Source organism: Pseudofulvimonas gallinarii (assembly GCF_004343305.1).
Lineage (GTDB): Bacteria > Pseudomonadota > Gammaproteobacteria > Xanthomonadales > UBA2363 > Pseudofulvimonas > Pseudofulvimonas gallinarii.
Genome location: NZ_SMAF01000007.1, coordinates 54,552 through 79,651 on the forward strand (window position 1 = coordinate 54,552; position 25,100 = coordinate 79,651).

Here is a 25,100-nt window from a genome sequence, read left to right on the forward strand (position 1 = left end):
ATAGGGCTCCTGCCTGATCAGTTCTGGATGACGCTGGTGTCGGTGACCAGCACCGCGGTGCCGTGGCTGGCGAGGAAGCTGGCGATCTGGCGCTGCATCTCCTGCGTCACCGCCGGCGAGGCGGACGGATCCAGCAGCGAGCCGTGGCCGCCAGCGTTGAAGCGCACCGCACCGCGCACGCCCGCGGCGCTCTGCGTGGTGGCGGTGATCGTCGGCAGGCCAAGGGCGCGGATCAGGGCCTCGGTGCCGGCCAGAGGCGCGCCGGCGACGGTGTTCGGCACGACCTGGTCGCCGATCACTTCGTGCAGAAGCAGTGCGTTGCCGGTGTTCTGCACGCCGTAGTTGATCGGGTCACCGGAATCGATGACGGTCTGCGTGATCAGCATGAACTGGTCGTAGGTCGGGGTGCCGGCCTGCACGCCGGAAGCGGCCAGGCCGGCGCGGATGCGCGGACCGAAGGTGGCCGAGCCATCGAGCAGGCGGGCGATGCCGCCACCCGGCACGGACAGCACGCCGGTATTGACGGTGTCGGACAGGCCCAGGAACACGCCGCCGTTGATGCCGCCCAGCGACATGCCGACGAAGCTCAGGCGCGAGCCGTCGACGTCGCTGCCGCCGCCATCGAAGTCGAACATCGGTGCCGTTGCGGCCAGCGACAGCAGGTCGACCTCGCCCTGGCGCAGGTTGTCGCGCGAGGTGCGCAGGTTGCCCAGGTTGATGTAGTGCGCGCCGGAACTGTCGACGACACCATCCGGGCAGATCGGGGCGCCGTTGGCGCAGCCGCCAACGTCGTTGTCGTGCAGGTCGACGTTGAAGTGGCGCTCGGTGGCCACGGCGCCAAACGGCGTGTTGCCGATCGCCAGCGGCGAGGTCGGCGGCAGGCCGTGCAGCGGCAGGTCGATGGCGGCGACGGCGATGCCCTGCGCGGCCAGCGTCGCGGCCAGCGGCAGCGCCTGCGAACGATTGCCGGTGATGCCGTGCTGGAAGATCGCCAGCGGCCAGCCGGCGGCCGGCTTGGTGCGGCCGGAATTGGCGTTCGGCACAGTGACCAGCACCGGGACGCGCACCGTGCCCTTAACGCGCGGCATCGGGTTGGCGTAGGTCAGGTTGGTCGAGGTCGGATCCAGGCCCAGGGCGTTGAACGGCGGCACGTAGGCGCCCGGGTTGGCTTCCCAGAATCCGGTCAGCACGGCGGCCGGGTTCTGCGCGCTCGGCGCTTCCAGGTAGTACGGCAGCTCGATGAAGCCGATATGGATGTTGGCGACCGGCGGCAGCGGCAGGCCGACGTCGGCAGTGGTCAGGCCGGTCGGCGCCAGCTGGTGCGCGCGCGGCTGGATGGTGCTCTTCACCGCCTGCAGCACCGGCGTGATGCTCTGCGTCGTGGCGACCCAGCTCAGCACGATGTCCTCGCGGCGGATGCCGCGCGAAGCGGCGGCGGCTTCATGGCTGTTGACGAGCTGGCGCAGGCTTTCGACGGCCGGGCAACTGGTCGCCGGCACCATCGGATCGAGCACCTGGGTGCCGTTGCAGATCGGCGTCGTGCGCTTGGCCAGGAAGTAGGTCTGGTCCGGCGTGGCATCGTTGCCACGCGTGTCGGTGACACCTTCGGTGATCACCGCCATGTAGCTGGTCAGCTGCTTCAGCGGCATCGTCGGCACGATGGCGATGGTGCGGCCGGTGGTGTCGCTCGGGGCCTGCGCCACGACGAATTCCTGCGCGGACAGTTCGCGCACGACACCGGTGACGCCGCCGCCCGGACCGGTCAGGTTGACCTCGAACAGGCGGACCGACTGTCCGGCCACCAGCGTCGCCGGATTCGGCGGCACTGACAGCTGGAAGCTCCACGGCGCGACCGTGCTGAAGCCGTCGAGGGCGCTCAGTGCCACCGCCGGATCGGCATTGTTGGCGGGGTTGGCGACCGGCGGGTTGAGCGTCAGGTCGGTCGTCCCCTGCAGCAGCAGGTTCGACGGGAACGGAATCACGCTCGCGCTTGGATCGAAACGGGCCGTGATGACGCCGGTGACCGGGCTGCCGTTGTTGTTCGTCGCCGGCGGCGCATCGACCGCGCGCGGGCTGTTGCTGCCGCCACCGCAGGCGGCGAGGCCGACCGCAAGCAGGCTGACGGTAAGGGGTTGCAGGACTCGCATGTCGAAACTCCCTGGGTGCGATGTCATGGTTATCTGTTGGGAAAGACGACGCACCATGCTCGCCTTCCCGGCCCGCCAAGGCAGTACGGAACACAACACTTCGATACGCCAGCGTATCCCTATCATAGGGATCAGCCGCCGCCGTTGGCAATGCGAAGAATCCGTAAAACTTCCGTGCGATCAGCATGTTGCATCGCACCATTCACGGCGGACGGAAGTCATTCTCCGTCGGTTCGAAGGGACGTGGCGCCACCCCGAGCGCCGCTTGCGCGGGCTGCCCGTCGAACACCAGATCCTGGCCCATGCGCAGCAGCACCGCGGCGAGCGCAGGCGGCACCACACCCAGCCGCGCGGCCAGCCTGACCGCCGCCGCCGGCAGCGGAATCCGTCGCAGACGCGCCTTCGGGTTCACGGCACGTACGACCCGCGCCGCCATCTCGTCATAAGGCAAGGCCTCGCCACCGGGCAGGTCCAGGGCAAGGCCGGCAGCGCCGGGGCTGCGAAGGGCGGCCAGCAGCGCCAGGGCCACGTCTTCGGCGCGGACGGGCTGGCGCCGGCCGCGCGCGAACCGCGGCAACACAAGGCGTCCATGCCGACGCGCCAGCGCGGCCAGCCGGCTGACGTTGTGGTCGCGGCCCTCGCCCCAGATCAGCGTCGGTCGCAGGATCGTCCAGGCGATGCCGGCGTCAACGCAGGCCACGACCAGGCGCGCCTCGCCCTCGGCGAGCCGCTTCGCCAGTGCGCGCTCCGCCACGTCCGGCGAATCCGGCTTGACCTTCACGCTGGTCGACGACAGCGCGACGACGCGGCGCAGGGCGGGAAGCGGCCGGCGCGACAGCCAGTACGAAAGCACGTCCAGCGGACCGGCAGCGATGACGGCGTCGATCGCGGCGGGGTCGGGCAGCCGGCCGGCGATGCCGTCGAGGTCGCAGCCGCAGTGCCAGCGCGCCAGCCCGGCGACGTCGGCTTCCGGCGCGGCGGCCCGGGTCACCGCGGCGACCTTGATGCCGCTGCCCGCGCACAGGCGAAGCACGGCCCGGCCCACCAGGCCGCTGCCGCCGATGAGCAGGACGTTCGGATGCATGGCCCACTTTATCAGTGCGCCATCGCGGCGCCATCGCCGCCGCCGGGAAGGCGGCTGGCCGCGGCGGCGCCGAGCCGGCACAATGACCGCCCCTTTGCTGCACGCGACAGGACGACTTCATGGCCCAGATCAGGGAAGCCAAGGTGCCGGACATCGGCGACTTCGATGCCGTGCCGGTGATCGAACTGCTGGTCGCAGTCGGCGACACGGTCAAGGCCGACCAGGGTCTGGTGACGCTGGAGTCCGACAAGGCCACCATGGAAGTGCCGGCGCCGTTCGCCGGTGTCGTCCGCGAACTCAAGGTCAAGGTCGGCGATACCGTCGCCGAAGGCAGCGTGGTCGCGCTGATCGAGGACGCCGCTGACGCCGCCGCGCCTGCCGCGACACCGGCGCCTGCGGCGGCGTCCACCAAGGCGAAGCCGTCCTCGCCGGCGGCCACCGATGTCCAGGCCGAAGTGCCGCGGCCCGAAGCCAAGGCCAGCGCCGAAGCCGACGGCGAACGCGCCGCCGCGGCACGCGTGCCCTCGGCGCCGGCGGACGCAGGCGCTGCCAGTGGCGGCTCCCTGCAGCGCTTCGATGCCGAAGCCGTCGCGCCTGGCAAGGTGCCCTACGCGTCGCCGGCGGTGCGCGCCTTCGCGCGCGAACTCGGCGTCGACCTGTCGCGCGTCCGCGGCAGCGCGCGCGCCGGTCGCATCACCCGCGCCGACGTGCAGGACTTCGTGAAGTCCACCCTGGCCGGCGTGCCGGCCAGCGGCGGCAGCGCCGGCGGCGGACTCGACCTGCTGCCTTGGCCGAAGGTCGATTTCAGCAAGTTCGGCGAAATCGAAACGGTGCCGCTGTCGCGCATCAAGAAGATTTCCGGCGCCAATCTCGCCCGCAACTGGGCGATGATCCCGCACGTCACCCAGCATGACGAAGCCGACATCACCGACCTGGAGGCGCTGCGCGTGCAGCTCAACAGGGAAAACGAAAAGGCCGGCATCAAACTGACCATGCTCGCCTTCCTGATGAAGGCCGCGGTCGCCGCGCTGAAGAAGTATCCGGAGTTCAACGCCTCGCTGGATGGCAACGGCGAGAACCTGACGCTCAAGAAGTATTTCCACATCGGTTTTGCCGCCGATACGCCGAACGGCCTGGTCGTGCCGGTGGTGCGCGACTGCGACCGCAAGGGCGTGGTCGAAATCGCCCAGGAAACGTCGGCGCTGGCGAAGAAGGCGCGCGACGGCAAGCTGGCGCCGGCGGAAATGAGCGGCGGCTGTTTCTCCATCAGCTCGCTGGGCGGCATCGGCGGCACCGCGTTCACGCCGATCGTCAACGCGCCGGAAGTCGCGATCCTCGGCGTGTCGAAGTCGTCGATCAAGCCGGTATGGGACGGCAAGGCCTTCCAGCCACGCCTGATGCTGCCGCTGTCGCTGAGCTATGACCACCGTGTCATCGACGGCGCCGCGGCCGCGCGCTTCACCGCCTACCTGGCCGAACTGATGGCGGATCTGCGCCGCAGCGTGCTGTAAGAAGACCCCCGGCAACGCCGCGACGGGCGTTGCCGGTTTTTCCGCGCCGTCCGCCAGCACGGACGGCGCCGCCGGGAACGGATCGACGATCCGTGATCCCTCGCCCATCCCGAATGCGTACGCGAGGTTGCAAGGCCGGAACGGCCCGCACTCTCCTCCACTTCGGGAACATGGCTATGAACATCCTCCGTATCGCTGGCGGCGCGACCCTTGCCGCCCTTCTCTGCGCCGGCACGGCGCGCGCCGACCTGCCGGCCGATGGCCAGCCCTACAGCGGCTGGGGCATCTTCGGCGGGGGCAAGAACTTCATCGCCTTCGATCTGGGCGGCGCCCTGGCCGACACCGCGGCCGGCAGCGTGGTCGGCCCCGACGGCTCGCTCTATGTGGCGGGCACGGTGCAGGACAGCGGCACCACCCGGATCGGCGTGGCCAAGTTCAACGCCGAGGGTCATGTCGACCTGACCTTTCATTTCGATGGCCGCAACCACTCGCTTGAGACCGATGTCATCGCCACCGGCGTGGCGCTGACTCCCAGTGGCCACCTGCTGGTTTCGGGCATCAAGAAGGTCAGCAACACCGATTACGACATGATCGTCTGCCGTTTCCATTCCGACAGCGGCGCCAACATCAATTTCCCGGCACCGGTGAACGACAGTTGCGTGCGCCCCCAGTGGTTGCCGGGCACATGGGACCAGTCGGTCGGCGTGGTGGTACACCCGGACGGGAAGTTCGTCGTCGGTGGCACCATCGACATGGCCAACGACGGTTATGCCGCCTTCGCCCAGTTCCTGGCCAACGGGCAGCCGGACACCAGCTACGGCAACATCCAGGGCAGCAACGTGGCGCTGGTGCGCTCGCAGAACATCTTCGAGCGCCATACCCTGCGCGCCATCACCCGCACCAGCAATGGCAAGGTCGTCGGTGTCGGCACCACCCGCATCGTCGGCAGCAACAGCGACACCGGCCTGATGATCCGCATGCTCGCCGACGGCACCCCGGAGAACCTCTTCTCGCAGGTGGAATTCACCTTCGGTCTGGACGACATTCCGGAGACGGCCGTCGACCTCATGTCGGTGGTGACGGCGAAAAACCCGGCTGCGGCGGACGACGACATCTACGTGTCCGGCTACGCCACCATCGGCGGCACGCCGCAGGGCCTGGTGGCGAAGATCATCCACCAGGGCTGGTCGCTGGCCACCGCGGACTTCGGCATCCATCCCGGCTTCACCCTGTTCCCACTGGATACCGGCCTGCGCTTCCAGAGCATCGCCTACCAGCCCGGCGTCGGCCTGCTGCTCGGCAGCACGCGGCCCCACAACAACAACCTGGACATGGCCGTGCAGCGCGTGAACCTGTATGGCCTGCCCGACCCGCTGTTCGGTAACGGCGGCGGCTATTTCGTCGACTTCAGCCTCCCGGGCAAGATCGACATCCTGGCCCAGGTGAGTGTGCATGGCGACGGCATCTACGTCGTCGGCCACTCGCTCAATGCCAACAGCGACTACAACTTCACCGTGGCCAAGCATGGTCTCGACCGCATCTTCGCGGACGGCGTGGAAGGCTTCGACTGAATCCTGGCGCCCCGGTGCCTGCCCTCGCTTGCACGGGCAGGCACCGCCGGCGCTGCGCTATCCTGCCGGTTCTGGAAAACGGATCCGAACACGATGGCAGACGCGATTGAAATCCTGGTTCCCGACATCGGCGATTACGACGATGTCCCGGTCATCGAGATCCTGGTCACCGCCGGCGAGCGCGTCGCGAAGGACCAGGGCCTGGTGACCCTGGAATCGGACAAGGCGACCATGGAAGTGCCGGCCAGCGTCGCCGGCATCGTGCGCGAGATACGCGTGAAGGTCGGCGACCGTGTCGGCCAGGGCCGCGTGGTCGCGCTGGTCGAGGCCGAAGGCGCCGCGGCATCGCCTGCACGCGCTGCTGCGGCCTCTCCGGCGGCCGCAAAGGTCGAAGCGCCTGCGTCCGCAACCGCGACGCCCCCGCGGGCAGCGGCGCCCGCGGCAGCGGCCAGTGGCCGCAAGGCCGACATCGAATGCCGTCTGGTGGTGCTGGGCGCAGGTCCCGGCGGTTATACGGCCGCTTTCCGCGCCGCCGATCTTGGCCTGGATACCGTCCTGGTCGAACGCTACGACACCCTTGGCGGCGTCTGCCTCAACGTCGGTTGCATTCCCTCCAAGGCGCTTTTGCACGCCGCGAAGATCATCGACGAGGCGGCGCATGCCGGCGAGCTGGGCATCCGCTTCGGTGCGCCGAAGATCGACCTCGATGCGCTGCGCGGCTACAAGGACAAGGTCGTCGGCCAGCTGACCAAGGGCCTGTCCGGCATGGCCAGGCAGCGCAAGGTGCGCACCGTCACCGGCAACGGCCGTTTCATCTCCGCCAACGAGCTGGAAATCGACACCGCCGACGGCGTACAGCTGCTGCGCTTCGAGCAGGCGATCATCGCCGCCGGTTCGCAGGCGGTGAAGCTGCCCGGCCTGCCCTGGGACGATCCGCGCCTGATGGATTCCACCGATGCGCTCGACCTGGCCGATGTGCCAAAGAGGCTGCTGGTCGTCGGTGGCGGCATCATCGGCCTGGAGATGGCCTGCGTGTATGACGCGCTGGGCAGCGAGGTCACGGTGGTCGAACTGGCGGACCAGCTGATGCCGGGCGCCGATCCCGACCTGGTGCGTCCGCTGGCGCAGCGCATCGGCAAGCGTTATGGCGGCGGCATCCACCTGAAGACGCGTGTGACCGCCATCGAAGCGCAGAAGAAGGGCCTCAAGGTCAGCTTCGACGGTGAAAAGGCGCCGGAGGCGCAGCTCTACGACCGCATCCTTGTCTGCGTTGGACGCGCGCCGAACGGCGCGAAAATCGGTGCCGACCGCGCCGGCGTGCTGGTCGGCGAACGCGGTTTCATTCCCGTCGACCGGCAGATGCGCACGAACGTGCCGCACATCTTCGCCATCGGCGACATCGTCGGCCAGCCGATGCTGGCGCACAAGGCGACGCACGAAGGCAAGCTGGCAGCGGAAGTCGCCGCCGGCGAGAAGAAGGAATGGGTGGCGCGGGTGATTCCGTCGGTCGCCTACACCGATCCGGAAATCGCCTGGGTCGGCACCACAGAAACCGAGGCGAAGGCCAAGGGGCTCGATGTCGGCGTCGGCAAGTTCCCGTGGGCGGCGTCCGGCCGCGCCATTGGCGTCAGCCGAACCGAAGGCTTCACCAAGGTCATCTTCGACGAGGCCACGCATCGCGTGGTCGGTGCCGGCATCGTCGGCATCAACGCCGGCGAGCTGATCGCGGAACTGGCGCTGGCCATCGAGATGGGTGCGGAAGCCGGCGATATCGGCCTGACCATCCATCCGCATCCGACGCTGAGCGAATCGGTGGCGATGGCGGCCGAGGTCTACGAAGGCACCATCACCGACCTCTACATCCCGAAAAAGAAGTAGCGCGCGCTGGCGACTGGCGGCTGCCTTCTATGCGCTGGACGGGCACGCTCCGTGCCGTCTCCTGCACGAGGCCCAGGCGCAGTTGCGCGCCGAGGCCTGGCAGGAGGGGATGGCTGTGCGACAGGCACCTGCACGATCCGGGCGACAGCGGCCCAACCGGCGCGAGTTCCGCCTGCCCACGGCGTCCGACCCGCTGGCGCTGGTCTGAGCGCCCACCGCCTCCATCGCTTCGGGTTGCACCCGACCGGCTGGCCGCCGGGGTGACCCGGCCGCCGGCCCATCGGCTGACGGCCGCCCTTACGGCTCGAAACCGTTGGCGAAGATGGACTCCGACAGGGCGACACCGCCCTGGAAGAGCATGGCATTTTCAGTGGCACGCAGGTCGCCCAGCTGGTTGTCGGTCAGGATGACGGTCCAGGTGTTGCCATCCCGCGTGAATGGCAGGTCGCGCCAGGCATAGGTATGCGTCGCCTCGGGTGTGAGGGGCGCGAACACGCGGAAGCGCCAGCCGGCACCGAAGCCGGCTCCGTGGTAGTGCAGCCGCAGCCGTGCCTGCGTGCAGTTGCCCAGGTCCAGGCGCACCAGGCCCAGCGGGTAGTCGTGGCCGGTATCGACCGGGAAGGCGCTGGCCGGCAGGGCGTGGGCATTCTCCAGACGTGCGCAGGCACCCTGCAGCGGTTCCACTTCGATGGTGATGTAGCGGTCACCGCCGCGGCCGGCCCCATCGCCCGCGTCCAGGAGCGAGGCCACCTGGGCCTGGACGGTGTCGGGAATGCCATCACCGTTGCCGTCACCGCCTGACGGGGCGCCACTTTCGATGGCGCTGGGGACGCCGTCGGCATCCTCGTCCGGCACCTGGTCGATGCTGAAGACACCGTGGCGGGTGCCGGCATACAGGCGTGGCACGGCGCCGGAGAGGTCCAGTTCCAGGGCAGAGGCGGCACTGGGTGGCAGGCCGATACTGTACGAGGTCCAGGTCTGGCCACCATCGGTGGTGCGATAGACACCGCCGGGATTGGTTTCCGAGCCGGTCGAGCCGGCATAGGCGATATCGGGATCGGTGGGGTCGACGATCAGCGCCCGGATGTCCGACTGCGGGGCGATGCCGTTGTTGGCCTCGTACCAGCTGGCACCCGCGTCGTCGCTGCGGAAGATGACTGAATCACCCAGGAGGTTGTGGGTGGCGGCGTACAGGCGTGACGGCAGGCTGGGCGCCAGCGCCAGCGCCAGCACGCTGCGCTGGGCGCTGTCGGGATCGGCCGGATTCATGCGCGGCAGGCCGACACTGCTGTGCAGCCAGTTGGCGCCGCCGTCGGTGCTCTTGAACACGCCGTTGATGACACCGCGCGAAACCAGCGGATTGGTGTAACCGGGTTCGTAACCGCTGGTGGATGTGCCCACGTACAGCGTCGTTGGCGTCACTGGATCGATCACCAGCGGCACCGCGATCACCGCGTAGCTTTGATGGGTGACGGTGTCATACAGGGGAATCGGCAGGCCGTTGTCGGACGCTGTCCAGTTGCCGCCGGCGTCGGTGCTCTTGTAGATGCGGGCGGCATTCACCGTTGGCACGCCGGTGTTGTAATCGTAGGAAATGCTCCCGCTGCCACTCAGATACAGGGTCTGCAGCGGACCGGTGCCGGCCGGCGCACCGCCGCTGGAAGGATCGGCCACCACGGTCCGGGCGATGTTGAAATAGCTGCGCTTGTAGCCGGCACTGGTCTGGAACGGAATGCCGTTGTCGATGGTCGACCAGGTTGCGCCGCCGTCGCTGCTCTTGAACACGCCGGCATTGCCGTCGCGGACGGTGCCGGACATGGAAAACAGCGGTTGCCCGTAACCGGCCGCGTACAGCGTGGTGCTGAAGGGACTGCTGGTGGTGTTGGGGTCGACAAGGATGGTGCGCAGTCCGCTGGCTTCCAGAGACGGCGAGGCGGAGAACCAGCTGCCGCCGCGGTCGATGGAGCGGAACAGGCCATCGCTGGGCGTATCGAAGGCGTCGCCATAGCCGGCGAATACCCACAGCGGTTGCGTGGGATGCACCGCTAGGGCGCGGATCGCCGCCTGGCGCAGGCCGGTGTTGCGCCGGCTCCAGCTGGTGCCGCCATCGTGGGTGACATAAAAGCCGGTGAAATCGGCCCCGGCATACAAGGTGTTGACGTCATCGGGGCGGACGAACAGGGCATTGACGCCGTTGTCGTAGCTGCCACCGGCAACCGGGCGGATGCCCTGCCCGACCACGCTGTAGCTCATACCGCCGTCGTTGGTGCGCGCCAGGCCAACATTGGTCGCGATCCACCACACACTCGGGTCCGATGGATGCGCTTGGATGCGCCGGATGGCACCGACTTGCGGCAGATCCACGGCGGCGAGCAGGCTGAAGCTGGCACCGCCGTCGACGCTGCGGAAAATCGAGCCCTGGGTGCCGACCAGGACCATGCCCGGGGTGCTCGTGAAGGCGAAGGCGCCGTTGATGTAGTAGCCGGAGCCGGGAAGTCCGGTTGCCGCCGTCCAGGTCGCGCCAGCATCGGTGCTGCGGAACAGCTCCTCCCCGTAGCTGCCCAGCAGCCGCCCGGGGACATGCGGGTCGGCGACGACGTGCAGGGGCATGCTGGTCAGGCCGGTGGCGGGGAGCTGCGTCCAGGTGTCGCCGTCGTCCAGACTCTGCCAGAAGCCGGCGCTGCCGCTCGCCCAGACGCGGCCGGGAGTGGTCGGATCGAACGCCAGTTCGGAGAAGCCGCCCGGTACCGGCAGGCCGCCGGCCAGTGCGGACCAGTTGCTGCCACCGTCGGTGCTGCGGAAGATCTGCCAGAAGTTGGTGACCAGCAGCAGGTCGCCGTCGTGCGGGCTCATGCGCAGCCGGTTCAGCACCGCCGCATACGGCGCCACATTCAGTGTCGTCCAGGTCAGGCCGGTATCGGTGCTCTTGTGGACAGCGCTCTGCGCGCCGAGGAACACGGTCGCCGGCTGTGCCGGATCGACGGCGATCTCGAAAATGGTGCCGCCCTCCGGTCCGCTCGATGTCCACACGCCCGGTCCCGCTTGTGCCGGGACGGCGAGGACAAGGGCGAGCAGGGAGGGAACGGCGAGCTGCAGGAGATGACGGTACATGACGGTTGCCTCGAAAGTGTCTGGCCGTACGCACGGAGTGGGTCGCCGACAGGGCGCGAGCGGCAGGGAATGTCCACGGGTACTACGGGAAATCCGCCGCAAATACGTCAGATGGCCCACCGTCGGCCGTGAAACGGTCCGGAACTGGACGGCAGGCGCCGGTTACGACCATAGCACCCGGCGCAACAGGTGCCCAGTGCGGCAGGCTCAGTCCGCGCTGGCCGGCATTATTCATGAGCGTTCTTCGCGAGGCCGTCGCGTCCCGGCAGATGGATCGGCGGTCGCAGCAGAAGGGTCATGAATGATGCGGGCCAGGCTGAAACAGGATGGTGCGTGGCGGACCTGACCACACGGCGGCGCCGACGAGGTGCGCGGGCAACGCCAGTTCGGCACACGACCAGCGTGAGGCCGGGGCGGCGGCGCCGTCCAGCTGTGCCAGCGTCAGCTGGCCGTCGGCGCCGGGCTGGAAGCAGGCCTTGCCCAGACCGTAGCCCAGGCCGCGGCCGATGGCCTTGAACAGCGCTTCCTTCATCGTCCACAGGCGCAGGAAGGCGTGGTCGAGGTCCTCCTGGGCGGCCAGCCAGTCGACTTCGGCGGTGGGGAAATGCCGGCGTGCCAGCGCCATCGCCTTCGGACGCGGTTGCCGCAGTTCCAGGTCGACGCCGATGTCGGCACCGTCGACCATGCCGAACAGGTACCAGCCGCCGCTGTCGCTGGGATTGAAGCCGAAGCGCTCATGCGGCACCGGCAGGTAGGGCTTGCCGTTGGGGCCGCGTCCCAGCTTCGACATGTCCAGGCCGGGGAACACGGTTTGCAGGTGGTCGCGGGTGGCCATGGCGGCGGCGCGCTTGCGTGCCTGGGCCGCCTCGATCACACCGAGTCCCGCGGCGACCGGCAGCGGTTGGCACCAGATCCGCACCGGCGCAAGGGCAGGCGTCGCCGTCATCGCGGCTGCAGCTGGTAGCGCAGGTCGGCGTCGAAGCCGTGCAGGCGCGCGGCGTCAAGCCGGCGCGACAGCGCCATGACCTGGAAGCGCTCACCCATTTCCCCGGGCAGCATCAATGTCTTCACGGCGCCGACGCGGTTCAGCCGGGTCGCGAAGGGCAAGGCATCCAGCGACGCCAGATAGCCCTGGATGTCGTTGCCGAGCAGGAACTGCGCCTGCGAGGTGTAACCTGCGACATCGAGGCCGCAGGCCAGCGCGGCTTCCGCCACCGCGGTGAAATCGACAAAGGCGGTGATGTCCTGCAGGCCCGGCAGGTGCAGCGGATCGCCGTGGGCGTGATGGCGGTAGTGGCAGACCAGCGTGCCGTCCAGGCGCTCCGGGCTGTAGTACACCGGCCGCGGATAGCCGTAGTCGACGAACAGCGCCAGCCCTTGCTGCAGCGAACCGGTCAGGGCGGCCAGCCAGGGCTGGAGGCTCAAGTGGATTTCCGAGCGGTAGGGGCGCGGCAGCGCGTCCAGGTCATCGCCCAGCCGCTTCCGGATCTGCGCCGCCAGGGCGGGCGACGCCGGCTGTTCCAGCCATTCGAACCGCTCGGGCCCGCCGCCGACGAACTGTTCGTACAGGCCGTCGTCGCGCAGCGCGAAGCGCGTCGCCGGCAGTGCGTCGATGACTTCGTTGGCGACCACGGCGCCGCGCCAGGGCGACCGCGGCGGCTGGTCCAGCCAGTCGACGCGGTCCAGCCACTGCGGACAGCGCGCGGCGATCCGCCCGCGCTGCCGTTCGCGCAGGTCGGCACTGATTTCCAGCAGCCGGTAGCGCCGTGGCAATGCGTCGCGTGCGGCGAGTGCCTGCAGCAGGTCCGCCGCCAGTGCCCCGCTGCCGCCGCCGGCTTCGAGCAGGTCCCAGTCGCCGTCGCCGGCCATCGCGCTGGCCAGGCAATGGGCGAGACCGTGTGCGAACGCCGGGCCCAGCTCGGGCGCTGTCACGAAGTCGCCCTCGGCGCCGAACTTGCGGCTGCCGGCGCTGTAGTAGCCCAGGCCGGGCGCGTACAGCAGCAACTCCATGAAGCGCGAAAACGGCACCGGGCCACGCGCGGCGATCTCGGCCGCGACGTGGCCGGCCAGGCGCCGGGAATGCGCGAGAGCCTCAGCGGAGGGTTCGGGAAGACGGGCGGACATGGTCGACGGCGGTGGTTCGGACCGGTAGCGTAGCGGACATGCCCCCATCCCGGTCCCCCGACAACCGCCCGGTCGCCCTCGTTACCGGCGCCGCGCGCCGCATCGGCGCGACCATCGCCCGGACGCTGCACGGCGCCGGCTACGACCTCGTCCTGCACTGCCATGCCTCGCTGCATGAGGGGCAGGCGCTGTGCGATGAACTGCTGGCGGCGCGCGCGGACAGCGCCATCGTGGCCAGTGCCGATCTCGCCGACGACACGGCGCCGACGCGGCTGGTCGAGGCGGCGGTTGATCGCTTCGGTCGCCTCGACGCGCTGGTCAACAACGCCAGCCGGTTCCGGCCGACGCCGCTGGGCACGATCACCGCCGCGGACTGGGACGAGCTGTTCGCCAGCAATGCCCGCGCACCGCTGTTCCTGGCCCAGGCGGCGGCGCCGCTGCTGCGCGACCGGGGCGGCGCCATCGTCAACCTGGTCGACATCTACGCCGAGCGTCCGCTGCCCGACCATCCCGTCTACGTGATGGCGAAGGCCGCCCTGTCGGCGCTGACGCTGGCGCTGGCCCGCGACCTCGGACCGGCGGTGCGGGTGAATGCCATCGCACCGGGCGCCATCCTCTGGCCCGAGCAGCCGCCGCCCGACTACGGCAAGGAGCGGCTGCTGGAATCCACGGCGCTGAAGCGGACCGGCACGCCGGCGGACATCGCCGGCGCGGTCCTCTACCTGCTGCGCGATGCCACCTACGTCACCGGCGAGATCCTGCGCGTGGACGGAGGACGCTGGCTGTCGATCTGACCGCGGCCGGATTCTTGGGTTACCCTGCCTGCCGTTCATCACCTTGACCGGACCGGCGTGGTCCATCGGGAGACCCATGGCACAGGCAGAAAGCGGGCGCATGCCCCGGCAGATCGGCTACATCATCGGCAACGAGGCGTGCGAGCGCTTCAGTTTCTACGGCATGCGCAACATCCTGGTGCCGTTCCTGATCAGTTCGGTGCTGCTGCAGTACCTGCCGGAAGCCGAACGCGCCGGCATGGCCAAGGACGTCTTCCACAAGTTCGTCATCGGCGTCTACTTCTTCCCGCTGCTGGGCGGCTGGCTGTCCGACCGCTTCTTCGGCAAGTACAACACCGTCCTCTGGTTCTCGCTGATCTACTGCGCCGGCCATGCCTGCCTGGCGCTGTTCGAGGACAACATCAACGGCTTCTACACCGGCCTGTTGCTGATCGCCCTCGGCTCGGGCGGCATCAAGCCGCTTGTGGTGTCGTTCTGCGGCGACCAGTTCGACCAGACCAACAAGGACAAGGCGAAGCTCGTTTTCGACGCCTTCTACTGGATCATCAACTTCGGTTCGTTCTTCGCCTCGCTGTTCGCGCCGTTGCTGCTGCGCCATTTCGGGCCGGCGGTGGCCTTCGGCGTGCCCGGCGTGCTGATGTTCATCGCCACGCTGATCTTCTGGATGGGCCGGCACCGGTACGTGAACGTGCCGCCTTCGGGCCCGAATCCGCATTCGTTCCTCAACGTGGTGAAGACGGCGCTGCGCGAGCGCCGCGACGGCGAAGGCAACCTCGGCAGCATCCTGGCCTGGTCCGGCATCGCGCTCGCCGCCGCCATGCTGCTGTCCTGGGCGCTGTCGGTGCAGGGCTGGGCGGGGTTCTGGCCGCAGTCCCTGGATTTCGTCATCACCTTCTGCCTGGCGCTGGGCGTGCTGATCGCCTTCGGCGGCTGGGGCGCCTCGCTGCAGCTGGAGCGCGCCCGCGGCCTGCACCCGGATGCCGCGGTCGATGGCGTGCGCGCCGTGCTGCGCATCCTGATCGTGTTCGCCCTGGTGACGCCGTTCTGGTCGCTGTTCGACCAGAAGGCCTCGACCTGGATCATCCAGGGCAACGCCATGGTGATCCCGCATGACCAGTGGTGGTGGCCGAGCTGGCTCATCAAGGAACCGGCGCAGATGCAGGCGCTGAACCCGCTGCTGGTCATGCTGCTGATCCCGTTCAACAACCTGGTCCTGTATCCCGGCCTCAGGCGCATGGGCGTCACCGTCACACCGCTGCGGCGCATGGGCTGGGGCATCGCCTTCTCCGGCGTGTCCTGGATCATCGCCGGCGCGCTGCAGCTGTGGATCGACAGCGGCGCGCAGGTGTCGCTGGCCTGGCAGTCGCTGCCCTACCTGCTGCTGACCTTTGGCGAGGTGCTGGTTTCGGCGACAGCGCTGGAGTTCGCCTACAGCCAGGCACCGCACGCGATGAAGGGCGTGATCATGGCGTTCTGGTACCTGACCAGCACCTTCGGCAGCCTGTGGGTGCTCATCACCAATGCCGGCGTTCGCAACCCCCGCTTCGAGTCGGTCATCGCCAGCAGCGGCCTGAGCGAGCCGGCGTTCCTGATGTTCTTCTTCGCCGGCTTCGCCTTCCTGGCGGCCGTGGCCTTCGGCCTCTACGCCCGCCGCTACCCGATGCAGGACAACTACCGCATCGCCACCTGAGTGGTGGCTGCGCCGCGGTCCCACGGACCGGCCAACGGTCCGCGGCCGCGGTGTACGATGCCGCCCTGTCCCGTCGCCGGTCCCCAACTGCATGGAAGCACCTAGCGCCGTCAATCCGCATCGAATCGCCGCCTGGGTGCTGGCCGGTATCGCCCTGGTCGTCGTGCTCCGCTTCGGCCTGCTGGTACCGCTGCTGGCCGGCCTGCTGGTCTTCCACCTGACGCATTCGCTGGCGCCGTTCATCGAGCGCCGCATCACGCCGCAGGGCCCTCGCCTGATCGCGGTCACGGTGGTGTCGATGCTCATCATCGGCCTTCTGACCCTCGGGATCGTCGCCCTGGTCGCCTACTTCCGCAGCGATGCCGGATCGCTGCAGGCGCTGCTCGACCGCCTGATGGCGATCATCGACGACTCGCGCGGCCAGATTCCCGACTCGCTGCTGGCGTATCTGCCCGAAGACAGCTCGGACATGCGCCGCGCGCTGGGCGAATGGCTGGCCAACCACCGGACCGAGCTGAGTCTGGTCGGCGCCGAAGCGGTGCAGACCATCGTCCGCCTGCTGATCGGCATGGTGCTGGGTGCGATGATCGCGCTCTACGACGAGCTGCCCAGCCAGTACCTGGGCCAGCTCGGCCGCGAGATGGTCGGCCGCACCAGCCGCTTCGCCGACGCCTTCCGCCGCATCGTGTTCGCACAGCTTAAGATCTCGCTGCTCAACACCTTCTTCACCGGCATCTTCCTGGCGGTGGTGCTGCCGGCTTTCGGGGTCCACCTGCCGCTGACCAAGACGCTGATCGTCATCACCTTCGTCGCCGGCCTGCTGCCGGTGGTCGGCAACCTGATCTCGAACACGGTGATCACCATCGTCGGCCTGTCGGTGTCGTTCTACGTCGCCGTCGCGGCGCTGGCCTACCTGATCCTGATCCACAAGGTCGAGTACTTCCTCAACGCGCGCATCGTCGGCGGCGAGATCCATGCCCGTGCCTGGGAGCTGCTGCTGGCGATGCTGACGATGGAAGCCATCTTCGGCATTCCCGGCCTGGTTGCCGCACCGGTGTACTACGCCTACATCAAGCGCGAGCTGACCGACCAGGGCTGGATCTGACCGTCACCCTGCCGCCCCGTTGATGGCCAACCCGCAGCAACCGGCCCTGTTCTCGATCGTCCCCGGCGGCCTGTTCGGCCCGCTGGCGTCGCCCAACCGCGCGCATTACTGGCTGCTGCTGTGCCGGCTGTTCGACGAGTTTTTCGGGCCGGACGCGCCGCTGCCGCCGAGCACCGGCCTGCCCCGGCGCGAAATCACCGCGGCGCTGGAGCGCTACCTGCTCGCCGATGATCCCTGGGAAGCCGAGGACGGCGATGCGCCGGACACGCCGATCGCGGTACGCGCCGGCCACATCTACGAGCGTTTCCGCAACGCCGGCTGGTTGCGCCAGGAGCGCATCGGCGCGCGCGAGATGGTCAGCATGGCGCCACTGGTGGCGCAGCTGCTGTCGACGCTGATCGAATTCGCCGAGCACGGGCCGACCTTCGTCTCGGCGCGCATGCGCTCGGTGGAACTGCAGCTGCAGCAGGTCGTCGAGGGCCGCGCCAGCGGTGACGCGCTCGACGAGGCCGCCGACCAGGCGCGTCGGCTGCTGGTGTCGCTGTCGTCGATGAGTCTGACCGTGCGCGACCTGATGCCGCAGCTCACGCGTGCCGAAACCACGGCGCAGTTCGCGCGGCAGTGGTTCGAGCGTTATGTCGGCGAGTTCTTCATCGGCGACTACGCCGACCTGCATCGCGCCGACCATCCGCTCGCGCGGCGCAGCGCGATCCTCGCCATGACCCGGCAGATCGAGAGCGGCGAGCGCCGCGCAGCGCTGCTCGCCTGGTACGGCGAGCACCACGGCGATGCCGGGCGCGGCGAACAGCGTTTCGCCCGCAGCCTGCGCCGGCTGCGCGAACTGGAACGCATCGACGACTACCTTGAGCGCCTCGACGACGACATCCGCCAGGCCAATCGCCGTGCGCTCGCCTTCCTCGACTACCGACTGCGCGCGCCGGCGCGGCTGGACACCCTGCTGCGACGTGCCGCCCGCGGCGCGCTGGCGGCGGCACCCGGCGACTTGCGCCTGCCTGTCGCCAGTGGCGGCCTGATGGATGGCGAGCGCCTGCGCGCGCCGCGCACGCGCCCGGCGGCGATTCCACGCAGCGCCAACGCGACCACGCCGCCGACGCCGGAACAGCTGGCGAGGCTCGCCCTGTTGCGCCGGATGAAGCGCGCGCGCCTGGTCACCGCCGAGGACATGGCCGGCTATGTCGGCCGCCACCTCGCCGACGGTGCGCAGGTCGATTCCGATGCGCTGTCGATCCGCAGCATTCCCGACCTTCGCGCCTACCAGACCCTGCTGACGCTGGCCCTGCGCGGTCGCCGCGTCGGCGGCCTGCGCCGCGACGACCCCCTCGGCCGCCTGCTGCGCGGCTTCCGTGTCGAACTGCTGGATGACGACGCGCGCAGCGACGGCCCATGGCTGCGCGGACCGCGCTTCGTCATCCGCCGCGTCGCCACACAGACCCGGACACCCGCATGAAACGAAGCTGGAACACGCTGAGCCAGCAGTCCAACGGCGCCTGGTCCGCGCAGGATTTCGAACGCGCCGCCTATAGACTGGTCACCGAACAGGTGCTGTCCGCAGGTGACCGCGGCACGCGCCTGGCCTATCACCTGGTCGAAGAGCACTTCGAGGACTTCGTCGCCGCGCTGGCGCCCCTGGGCGTGCGCCTGGAACGCAATGCGCACTACCGCTACGTCGTTGCCTTGCCGACGCACGGCGAAGGCGCGCCGGTGTCGCTGGCGGAGACGCTGCTGCTGCTGGTGCTGCGCCAGCGCTACGACGTCGCCATGCGCGAAGGCCTGATCGAGGACGACGGCCTGGTTACAGTCGAGCTGCCAGACCTGCAGGAAGCCTACCCGCAACTGACGGGACGGCCGATGCCCGACGTCGGCCTGCTGCGCGAACTGGCGCGCACGCTGCGGCGCTGGGGCGTGTGCCGCCTGGTCGAGGTCGACGGCGACGATCCGCAGCCGTTCCACCTGCAGGTGCGTCCGGCCATCGTCGAAATCATCGGCGAACAGTGGCTGCAGCGACTCGACCAGCACTACCGCGGCGGCGACGAGGACGACGCGCCCGACACCGCGGCCTTCGCAGGGGATGACGATGCAAAGGCTTGAGCGCGTCCACCTGGTGCAGTTCTTCCTGTTCGAGGCGCAGACGCTCGAACTCGACCGCACCTCCGCCGTGATCGCGCCCAACGGCGCCGGCAAGAGCGCGCTGCTTGACGCTCTGCAGATCGTGTTGCTGGGCGGCGACCGCAGCCGCATCCGCTTCAACGCACAGGCCGGCGGCAGCGCGCGGGCGCGCAGCATCCGCGACTACTGCCTGGGCGTGTACCGCAGCGGCGACGACGGCCGCAAGCGTCGCACCGCGACGACGTACATCTCGCTGGTGTTCCGCGACGAGGACAGCGGCCTGCCGCTGACGGCCGGCATCGCGCTGGCCGCGTCGGCGGACGAACCCGAACACCGTGTGCATGGCCTGTACCTGTTGCCGGGCGTGGCGCTGGAGCTGGACGACCACCTCGAACAGGTCGACGGCCGCACGCTGCCGCTGGCCTGGGCGACGTTCCGCGAACAGGCATCGCGCCGCTGCAAGGCGGCCGGTGGAACGCTGGAGCTGCACAGCGTGGCCGAGCGTTTCGTGAAGGACCTGCTGTTCCGCCTGCGCGCCACGGCGACCGCGAATCCCGACGTCAACGCCTACCGCAAGGCCTTCCTCAACGCGCTGAACCTGCAGCGCGTCGATGATGTCGACCTGTTCGTGCGTGACCTGGTCGCCGAGAACCGGCCCACCGACATCGCACGCTTCCGCTCGCTGCTGGAAAGTTTCCGGCAGATCCGCGACCGCATCGAGCAGGTGCGCCAGCGCATCGAGGCGGCCGAAGGCGCCGAGAAGCAGTACGAACGCATCGCCAGCCAGGCGGTGCGCGCGGCGTCGTACCGCGCCCTCGCCGCCGAATACGCGCGCGACCTTTACGGCGAACAGATCGAAACCGCCGAGGCCGATGTCGAGGCCGCGCGCGAAGCGCTGTCACGCACGCGCCGCGAACTGGCCGAAGCGCGCAGCGAACGCGAGCGCCTGCGCGACGAACTCGAGCGCGGCAATGCGCAGTTGGCCGGCCACGGCGGTTATGGCGAGCAGGCACGGTTCGAGGAAGTGGCCGCCCGCGATCGCGAGCGCCTGGCGCAGATCCGGGGCTTGCTGCTGCGCGAGATCGCGGCGATCGCGGATCGCCTGGGTTCGCTGCCGGCCGTCGACGGCGTCGATGCGGCCATGCTGGCCGAGGCACGTCGCCCCTGGGCGCAGTGGTATGCGGCGCTTGGAGGCGACGGCGGCGAGGAACATCTGCCGTGGTCACCGGAAGACTTCTTCGACGCGGCGCGCACCGCGCTGCAGGCGGCACGGCCGCTGGTCGAGCAGCTCGAGTCCTTCGGGCGCCGCCTTCACGCCGAACTGGAACAGTCGCGCGCACGTGCGCAGGCGGCGCGGTCGAACCACGGCCGGCTCGCCGCCGGGCAGGCGGAACTGGCGCCGGATGTCGTCCGCCTGATGAACTACCTGCGTGACGAAGGTATCGACGCGCGCCCGGTCTGCGATCTCGTGCGCGTGCGCGATCCCGCCTGGCAGCGCGCCATCGAGGCCTACCTGCGCAGCAATGTCGAAGCGCTGCTGATTCCCGTCGAGCAGGAGGAAAAGGCGACGCGGCTGTACCGCGGCCTGCGCGACGGCCGCGCCGTCTATGGCGTCAAGCTGGCACTGTCGAGCCACGCCCGCGCCGGCCGGCGCGACGAGCCCGCGTCGGGCACGGTCGCCGCATTGCTCGAGGGTCTCAACGACGATGCGCTGGCCTTCCTGCGCCGGCAACTCGGCGACCTGCGCTGCGTCGACGGTGATGCCGAACTGCTGCGCACGCGCCAGGGCCTGAGCGCCGACGGCGTGCTCGCCAAGGGCGGCAGCATCGAACGCCTGCGCCTGCCGGCCGTCGGCGAACTGAAGATCGGCGCCGCCGACAATCGCGACCGCCTGCGCGTGCTGCGCCAGGACATGGATCGTGCCGAGGCCGATGTCCGCCGCCTTGAACCGCTGGTGCGCGCACTGGACGGCCATCATCGCGGCCTGTCGCGGCTGGCGCAGGGCGACGAGCTGGCGCAGGCGCTGCATGCGCGCGTGCTGGAACACCACGATGTCGCGCAGCGCCTGCGCAGCAGCCGTGACACGGCCGCCGCATCGGCGGATCCGGACCTGCTGCGGCTGGCGGAAAAGGTGCGCGAACTGCGCGGCGAACGTGACGCCGCCGAACAGCGCGTCGAGGCGCTGGTCGGTCGCGAGGCAGTGGCCGACGGCCGCCTCGCCAGGCTGGTCGAGATGCTCGAAGCGCTGCGCGCGCAGGAAGAGCTGATCGCGCGCAAGGCGGTGCAGGCCTTCGCCGATCCCGACGTCGATCCGAATCGCGTCGAGCGCCAGCGCGAGGACATGGACGACCGCTTCGCGACGCTGGAAGAACGCCGCCAGCAGTGTGAAGCGCGTGCCGGTGAATCCGACCGGCGGCTGGCGCACATGCTGCCCGAAGCCTGGAGCGTGCTGTCTCAGTACGCGCGCGACCATGGCCTCGACCTGGAGCTGGAGACACACGACTGGCGCCGCGCGCGTACGCTGCTGCAGCGCGAACTGGCGCAGCTGCGCGATACCGACCTGGTGCGCTACCAGGCCGATGCCGACCGCGCCTACGACACCGCCGTCGAGACCTTCCGCGCCAGCGTGGCCGCCACGCTCAACGACAACTTCGTCCGCCTCAAGGGCCAGATCGCCACGCTCAACCGCACGCTGCGCGCCAGCCCGGCGTTCTCGAACAACGAGCGCTACCAGTTCCACTACGAAGTGGTGCCGGAATTCCGCGATCTCGAACGCTTCATCCGCCGTGCCGCCGACGTCGGCAGCGAGGACAACCTGTTCGGCAGTGCCGGCGAGGTGCCGGCCGCGTTCCGCGAATTGATCGAGGACAATATCGCAGCGCGTTCAACCACTTCGCCACTTGACGACTACCGGCGCTTTTTCCGCTTCGAGGTGCAGATCCGCCAGGACGACGAGGTGATCGGCACGCTCAGCGAACGCATGCGCTCCGGTTCCGGTGGCGAGCATCGCGCGCCACTCTATGTGATTGCCGGCGCCGCACTGGCGGCCGCCTACGGCAAGAGCGAGGCGCAACCCGGCGGCATGGGCCTGATCCTGCTCGACGAGTTCGGCGACAAGATCGACGCCCAGAACGCGCGCGCGACCACCAACTACCTGCGTTCGCTGGGCCTGCAGCTCCTGCTGGCGGCGCCGGACACCGCCCAGGGCACGCTCAGTGGCGTGCTCGACAGCTACATCGAGCTGTTCCGCGATGGCGACCTGCTTCAGGTCGAACGCATCGAGGTCAAGGAGGCGGCGCGAGAGCTGCTGCTGTCCGACCAGTTCGACCTGCATCCCGGACTGCTGGTCGAGGAAACCGCGCGCATCGAACGCGAGCTGGGCTTGCAATGAGTGGGCCGCAGGCGCCGGAGGACTCACCGGCATTGCGCTTCCTTGGGCGGCTGCTGGCGCGCGTCGACTCGGCCGCAGTCCGTGACGGCAGCATCGTGGTCAGTGTTCCTATGTCGACGGCCAGCGCGCCGGAATACCACGCAGCGCGCACCTGGACGGAGCGCGAGGAATTCCACGCGGTGATTGCACTGGCCGAGCGCGCCGGTGCGGTAACCGTGCGCAGCGAGCGTCACCGGGACGATCCCGGACTAGTGCGGGTGACCGTTGCCGATACGCAGGCGCTGGCTGCGTTTCTGGGCAGGAAGACGCTGCGCCAGCAGGTGGAAGCCGCCAGGACGACGCTCGCCGGTGCAGCGCGCCGGTTCCCCGTCATTGAAGCGGTGCTTTCACGGTGGGCGAAGGGAAAGACCGTGCGAGGCAGGCGCTCCGAGGCGGCGGTCGATCTTGCAGATGCTGCGCGGGTGGTTGATGCAGGACTTCGCGAAGGCGGGCCGGAACGCCTCCTGCGGCGCGAGAGCATCCGCCTGTTCGGCGACAGCAAACGTGTAGAGGCGTTGACGCCGTGGCTGGAAGTCCTGCTGACGGGCGAACTGGCTGCCACCGGCCTCGATGATGCCCAGATCTGGTCGGCATTGGGCTTGCGTAAACAACCGCAGCCGTTGCTCCTGGCAGGCGGGGCAAGACTGCAACTGGTTGACGGACTTCACGTCGACCTTGTTCGCCCCTACCTGGGCATCGCGCCCGAATCACTGTGTGCCATCGACACGGCGGCACGGTACCTGATCAGCGTCGAAAACCTTGCCAGCTTCCATGACCTGGCGCGGGGCGCCGAGGAGCGCAGCGTCGTCATCGCCTACACCGGCGGAATGCCCTCGCCTGTGTGGCGGGAGGCCTACCGGCGTCTGCTCGAGGGCCTGCCTGACGACGCCCGGGTGCTGCATTGGGGTGACATCGATGAGGGCGGCTTCCGCATAGCGGCCGTGCTTGCCCAGACAGCGACAACAGTCGGAAGGACACTCGAGCCGTGGCTGATGTCGCCCGCGGATCTCCCGGAGACGGTGCGCGCGGGTGCTTCAGTACCTTCAACCGCCACCCGGAACGCCATGCAACATTGGGCGCGTCGCGCCGGATGGGAAGAGCTCGCGGCAACGTTGATCGAACAGTGTGTCGTATGCGAGCAGGAAGCCTTGCCGGCAATCTTTCCGGGAGAATGACCGTCCACCGCCCGCGACGCGAGCTATGGACGCCGCGGTAACCAGGGGCGCCGTTTGCGTGGCGCAAATGCGCAGGGCGGACGTCAATTCCGCCCCAACCGGTCTGGACGATTCTTCCGCGACCCGTTAGCAATGAAGACCTGGCGCTTCCTTCATGGTGGCCGCGTGTCGCAGACAAGACAATGCCAGCATGGGACCGGCTTCCCGGCGGCGGCGTCCGTACCTGAACGTACTACGGAGCGGGCCGTCGACGTCGTGTTGCTGCAAAAGAGCGCCGTCGACATGCCGCCCGGTCGACACGCCCGTCATCGACGGCGCGGTGAAAACGGATCGGGGCTCACCGGTCGCAAATCCAGACATCCAGAAGAGCGCCCCAGCCTCTGCTCAAGTCGTTCCACCTGTTCGACTGCGGGCAGCGGCGACGGCGAGCGCCAACCAGCCGAGGATGAAGGCGACGCCGCCGGTCGGGACGATATAGCGCAGGCCGCCGGCGCCAAGTCGCGGCCACCACAGGTGCAGCACGTAGATGCCGACCGAGAAGCAGACGATGCCGGCGAGGAACAAGATGGCGGCGATCCGCAGCCATCGGCTGGGTCGTGCCGACATCCACAGCGCCGTCACCAGCAGCACCACGCTGTGTGCCAGATGCAGATGCGTCGCCGACTGCGCCTGCGTCACCGCGCGTTCGAGGAGATCCGGCGGAAACGTCCGCGCCAGGCCGTGACTGGCCCAGGCGCCTACGGCCACCGCCATCGCACCGGAAAGACCTGCCGTCGTCGCCCAGAACCTTGTCATCGTTGCGCCGTCACCTGTGTGCTTGCCGGGAAAGGATAACGCCCGCACCGCCGCGCGGACGCCCGCGTCACGAGGGCGCCCGCGTTCATTACCCCCGGAGCGCCGGTCAACGGCGAGTGACGCCGCCCACGCGGCGGCGCTGGCTGCCGCTCAGCGATGCTGGTCGATGAGGACGGGATTGCCGTCGGGGTCGGCGACGACGATGTGTGCCGGGCCGCTGCCATGCTCGTCGGCGCGGGCGTCGAGCTGCACGCCCTGCGCCAGCAGGTGGCGCTGGATCTGGCGGACGTCGGCGAAATCCGGCAACGGCTGCGCATCGCTGTCCCAGCCGGGATTGAAGGTCAGCATGTTCTTCTCGAACATGCCCTGGAACAGCCCGATCAGCGTCGTGCCGTTCTTCATGATCAGCCAGTTCTGTTCCTGGTTGCCACCGAAGACACTGAAGCCGAGCTTCTCGTAGAACGCCGGTGAGGCGGCGATGTCCTTCACCGCCAGGCTGACTGAAAACGCACCCAGTTCCATGCGGCGTCACTCCGGTTGGCGTGGCGCGCACGGTGC

General features: G+C 69.0%; 17 protein-coding genes. 10 read left to right on the plus strand and 7 right to left on the minus strand.

Translation table 11 applies throughout. From position 1 onward, the window contains the following. Window positions 1–17: 17 nt before the first annotated feature. Window positions 18–2,147, minus strand: coding sequence for an Ig-like domain-containing protein (locus tag EDC25_RS06575; RefSeq protein WP_164484096.1), 2,130 nt, complete (start codon window positions 2,145–2,147; stop codon window positions 18–20). Between the two features lie 202 nt (window positions 2,148–2,349). Continuing rightward, the gene (locus EDC25_RS06580; RefSeq protein ID WP_123522522.1) at window positions 2,350–3,231 is read right to left on the minus strand and encodes an SDR family oxidoreductase; all 882 of its coding nucleotides are present in this window, start codon (window positions 3,229–3,231) and stop codon (window positions 2,350–2,352) included. 119 nt (window positions 3,232–3,350) lie between these two features. On the opposite strand from EDC25_RS06580, the gene EDC25_RS06585 reads away from it, so the two are divergent. The 3 genes from EDC25_RS06585 (at window position 3,351) to lpdA (ending at window position 8,191) form a co-directional block, all read left to right on the plus strand. After that, window positions 3,351–4,742: a dihydrolipoyllysine-residue acetyltransferase gene (locus EDC25_RS06585; protein ID WP_123522523.1), complete on the plus strand. Its 1,392-nt coding sequence runs from the start codon at window positions 3,351–3,353 to the stop codon at window positions 4,740–4,742. A 176-nt stretch (window positions 4,743–4,918) separates the two neighbouring features. Continuing rightward, window positions 4,919–6,313, plus strand: coding sequence for an NHL repeat-containing protein (locus EDC25_RS06590; RefSeq protein WP_164484097.1), 1,395 nt, complete (start codon window positions 4,919–4,921; stop codon window positions 6,311–6,313). Window positions 6,314–6,406: 93 nt separating this feature from the next. Then, window positions 6,407–8,191: a dihydrolipoyl dehydrogenase gene (gene lpdA / locus EDC25_RS06595; RefSeq protein WP_123522525.1), complete on the plus strand. Its 1,785-nt coding sequence runs from the start codon at window positions 6,407–6,409 to the stop codon at window positions 8,189–8,191. Between the two features lie 297 nt (window positions 8,192–8,488). On the opposite strand, the gene EDC25_RS06600 is transcribed toward lpdA, so the two are convergent. The 3 genes from EDC25_RS06600 to EDC25_RS06610 all read right to left on the minus strand — a co-directional run bounded on the left by EDC25_RS06600 (window position 8,489) and on the right by EDC25_RS06610 (window position 13,426). Then, window positions 8,489–11,302 carry a WD40/YVTN/BNR-like repeat-containing protein gene (locus EDC25_RS06600; protein ID WP_132577327.1) on the minus strand — a complete coding sequence of 938 codons (2,814 nt, stop codon included), beginning with the start codon at window positions 11,300–11,302 and terminating at the stop codon, window positions 8,489–8,491. A 295-nt stretch (window positions 11,303–11,597) separates the two neighbouring features. Beyond that, window positions 11,598–12,248, minus strand: coding sequence for a 4'-phosphopantetheinyl transferase family protein (locus EDC25_RS06605; protein ID WP_123522528.1), 651 nt, complete (start codon window positions 12,246–12,248; stop codon window positions 11,598–11,600). Next, window positions 12,245–13,426 (minus strand): class I SAM-dependent methyltransferase, encoded by a 1,182-nt coding sequence (locus EDC25_RS06610; RefSeq protein ID WP_123522529.1) that lies wholly within the window; start codon window positions 13,424–13,426, stop codon window positions 12,245–12,247. The genes EDC25_RS06605 and EDC25_RS06610 overlap by 4 nt, the downstream gene beginning before the upstream one ends. A 38-nt stretch (window positions 13,427–13,464) precedes the next feature. On the opposite strand from EDC25_RS06610, the gene EDC25_RS06615 reads away from it, so the two are divergent. The 7 genes from EDC25_RS06615 to EDC25_RS06645 all read left to right on the plus strand — a co-directional run bounded on the left by EDC25_RS06615 (window position 13,465) and on the right by EDC25_RS06645 (window position 23,747). Continuing rightward, the gene (locus EDC25_RS06615) at window positions 13,465–14,220 is read left to right on the plus strand and encodes a pteridine reductase (protein ID WP_123522530.1); all 756 of its coding nucleotides are present in this window, start codon (window positions 13,465–13,467) and stop codon (window positions 14,218–14,220) included. 76 nt (window positions 14,221–14,296) lie between these two features. After that, window positions 14,297–15,910 (plus strand): POT-type proton-dependent oligopeptide transporter, encoded by a 1,614-nt coding sequence (locus EDC25_RS06620; RefSeq protein ID WP_243695104.1) that lies wholly within the window; start codon window positions 14,297–14,299, stop codon window positions 15,908–15,910. 91 nt (window positions 15,911–16,001) lie between these two features. Then, a complete protein-coding gene (locus EDC25_RS06625; protein ID WP_132577329.1) occupies window positions 16,002–17,015 on the plus strand; it encodes an AI-2E family transporter in 1,014 nt (337 codons plus the stop codon). A gap of 22 nt (window positions 17,016–17,037) precedes the next feature. Next, complete coding sequence (locus EDC25_RS06630) at window positions 17,038–18,483, plus strand: Wadjet anti-phage system protein JetA family protein (protein ID WP_132577330.1); 1,446 nt, start codon at window positions 17,038–17,040, stop codon at window positions 18,481–18,483. Next, window positions 18,480–19,124: a DUF4194 domain-containing protein gene (locus EDC25_RS06635; protein WP_132577331.1), complete on the plus strand. Its 645-nt coding sequence runs from the start codon at window positions 18,480–18,482 to the stop codon at window positions 19,122–19,124. Before EDC25_RS06630 ends, EDC25_RS06635 begins: the two co-directional genes overlap by 4 nt. Further along, window positions 19,111–22,533 carry an SbcC/MukB-like Walker B domain-containing protein gene (locus tag EDC25_RS06640; protein WP_132577332.1) on the plus strand — a complete coding sequence of 1,141 codons (3,423 nt, stop codon included), beginning with the start codon at window positions 19,111–19,113 and terminating at the stop codon, window positions 22,531–22,533. The genes EDC25_RS06635 and EDC25_RS06640 overlap by 14 nt, the downstream gene beginning before the upstream one ends. Then, window positions 22,530–23,747 (plus strand): Wadjet anti-phage system protein JetD domain-containing protein, encoded by a 1,218-nt coding sequence (locus EDC25_RS06645; protein ID WP_132577333.1) that lies wholly within the window; start codon window positions 22,530–22,532, stop codon window positions 23,745–23,747. The genes EDC25_RS06640 and EDC25_RS06645 overlap by 4 nt, the downstream gene beginning before the upstream one ends. Window positions 23,748–24,131: 384 nt before the next feature. Here EDC25_RS06645 and EDC25_RS06650 read toward each other — a convergent pair whose 3' ends face one another. Next, a complete protein-coding gene (locus EDC25_RS06650; RefSeq protein ID WP_132577334.1) occupies window positions 24,132–24,542 on the minus strand; it encodes a DUF423 domain-containing protein in 411 nt (136 codons plus the stop codon). A 150-nt stretch (window positions 24,543–24,692) separates the two neighbouring features. Next, on the minus strand, window positions 24,693–25,064 hold the full coding sequence (locus EDC25_RS06655; RefSeq protein ID WP_132577335.1) for a VOC family protein: 372 nt from the start codon (window positions 25,062–25,064) through the stop codon (window positions 24,693–24,695). Between the last annotated feature and the right edge of the window lie 36 nt (window positions 25,065–25,100).

Bases quoted from the DNA above. Each gene is read 5' to 3' on its own strand.
- EDC25_RS06575 (WP_164484096.1), bottom strand. From the start codon at position 2,147: ATGCGAGTCCTGCAACCCCTTACCGTCAGCCTGCTTGCGGTCGGCCTC.
- EDC25_RS06580 (WP_123522522.1), bottom strand. From the start codon at position 3,231: ATGCATCCGAACGTCCTGCTCATCGGCGGCAGCGGCCTGGTGGGCCGG.
- EDC25_RS06585 (WP_123522523.1), top strand. From the start codon at position 3,351: ATGGCCCAGATCAGGGAAGCCAAGGTGCCGGACATCGGCGACTTCGAT.
- EDC25_RS06590 (WP_164484097.1), top strand. From the start codon at position 4,919: ATGAACATCCTCCGTATCGCTGGCGGCGCGACCCTTGCCGCCCTTCTC.
- lpdA (WP_123522525.1), top strand. From the start codon at position 6,407: ATGGCAGACGCGATTGAAATCCTGGTTCCCGACATCGGCGATTACGAC.
- EDC25_RS06600 (WP_132577327.1), bottom strand. From the start codon at position 11,302: ATGTACCGTCATCTCCTGCAGCTCGCCGTTCCCTCCCTGCTCGCCCTT.
- EDC25_RS06605 (WP_123522528.1), bottom strand. From the start codon at position 12,248: ATGACGGCGACGCCTGCCCTTGCGCCGGTGCGGATCTGGTGCCAACCG.
- EDC25_RS06610 (WP_123522529.1), bottom strand. From the start codon at position 13,426: ATGTCCGCCCGTCTTCCCGAACCCTCCGCTGAGGCTCTCGCGCATTCC.
- EDC25_RS06615 (WP_123522530.1), top strand. From the start codon at position 13,465: ATGCCCCCATCCCGGTCCCCCGACAACCGCCCGGTCGCCCTCGTTACC.
- EDC25_RS06620 (WP_243695104.1), top strand. From the start codon at position 14,297: ATGGCACAGGCAGAAAGCGGGCGCATGCCCCGGCAGATCGGCTACATC.
- EDC25_RS06625 (WP_132577329.1), top strand. From the start codon at position 16,002: ATGGAAGCACCTAGCGCCGTCAATCCGCATCGAATCGCCGCCTGGGTG.
- EDC25_RS06630 (WP_132577330.1), top strand. From the start codon at position 17,038: ATGGCCAACCCGCAGCAACCGGCCCTGTTCTCGATCGTCCCCGGCGGC.
- EDC25_RS06635 (WP_132577331.1), top strand. From the start codon at position 18,480: ATGAAACGAAGCTGGAACACGCTGAGCCAGCAGTCCAACGGCGCCTGG.
- EDC25_RS06640 (WP_132577332.1), top strand. From the start codon at position 19,111: ATGCAAAGGCTTGAGCGCGTCCACCTGGTGCAGTTCTTCCTGTTCGAG.
- EDC25_RS06645 (WP_132577333.1), top strand. From the start codon at position 22,530: ATGAGTGGGCCGCAGGCGCCGGAGGACTCACCGGCATTGCGCTTCCTT.
- EDC25_RS06650 (WP_132577334.1), bottom strand. From the start codon at position 24,542: ATGACAAGGTTCTGGGCGACGACGGCAGGTCTTTCCGGTGCGATGGCG.
- EDC25_RS06655 (WP_132577335.1), bottom strand. From the start codon at position 25,064: ATGGAACTGGGTGCGTTTTCAGTCAGCCTGGCGGTGAAGGACATCGCC.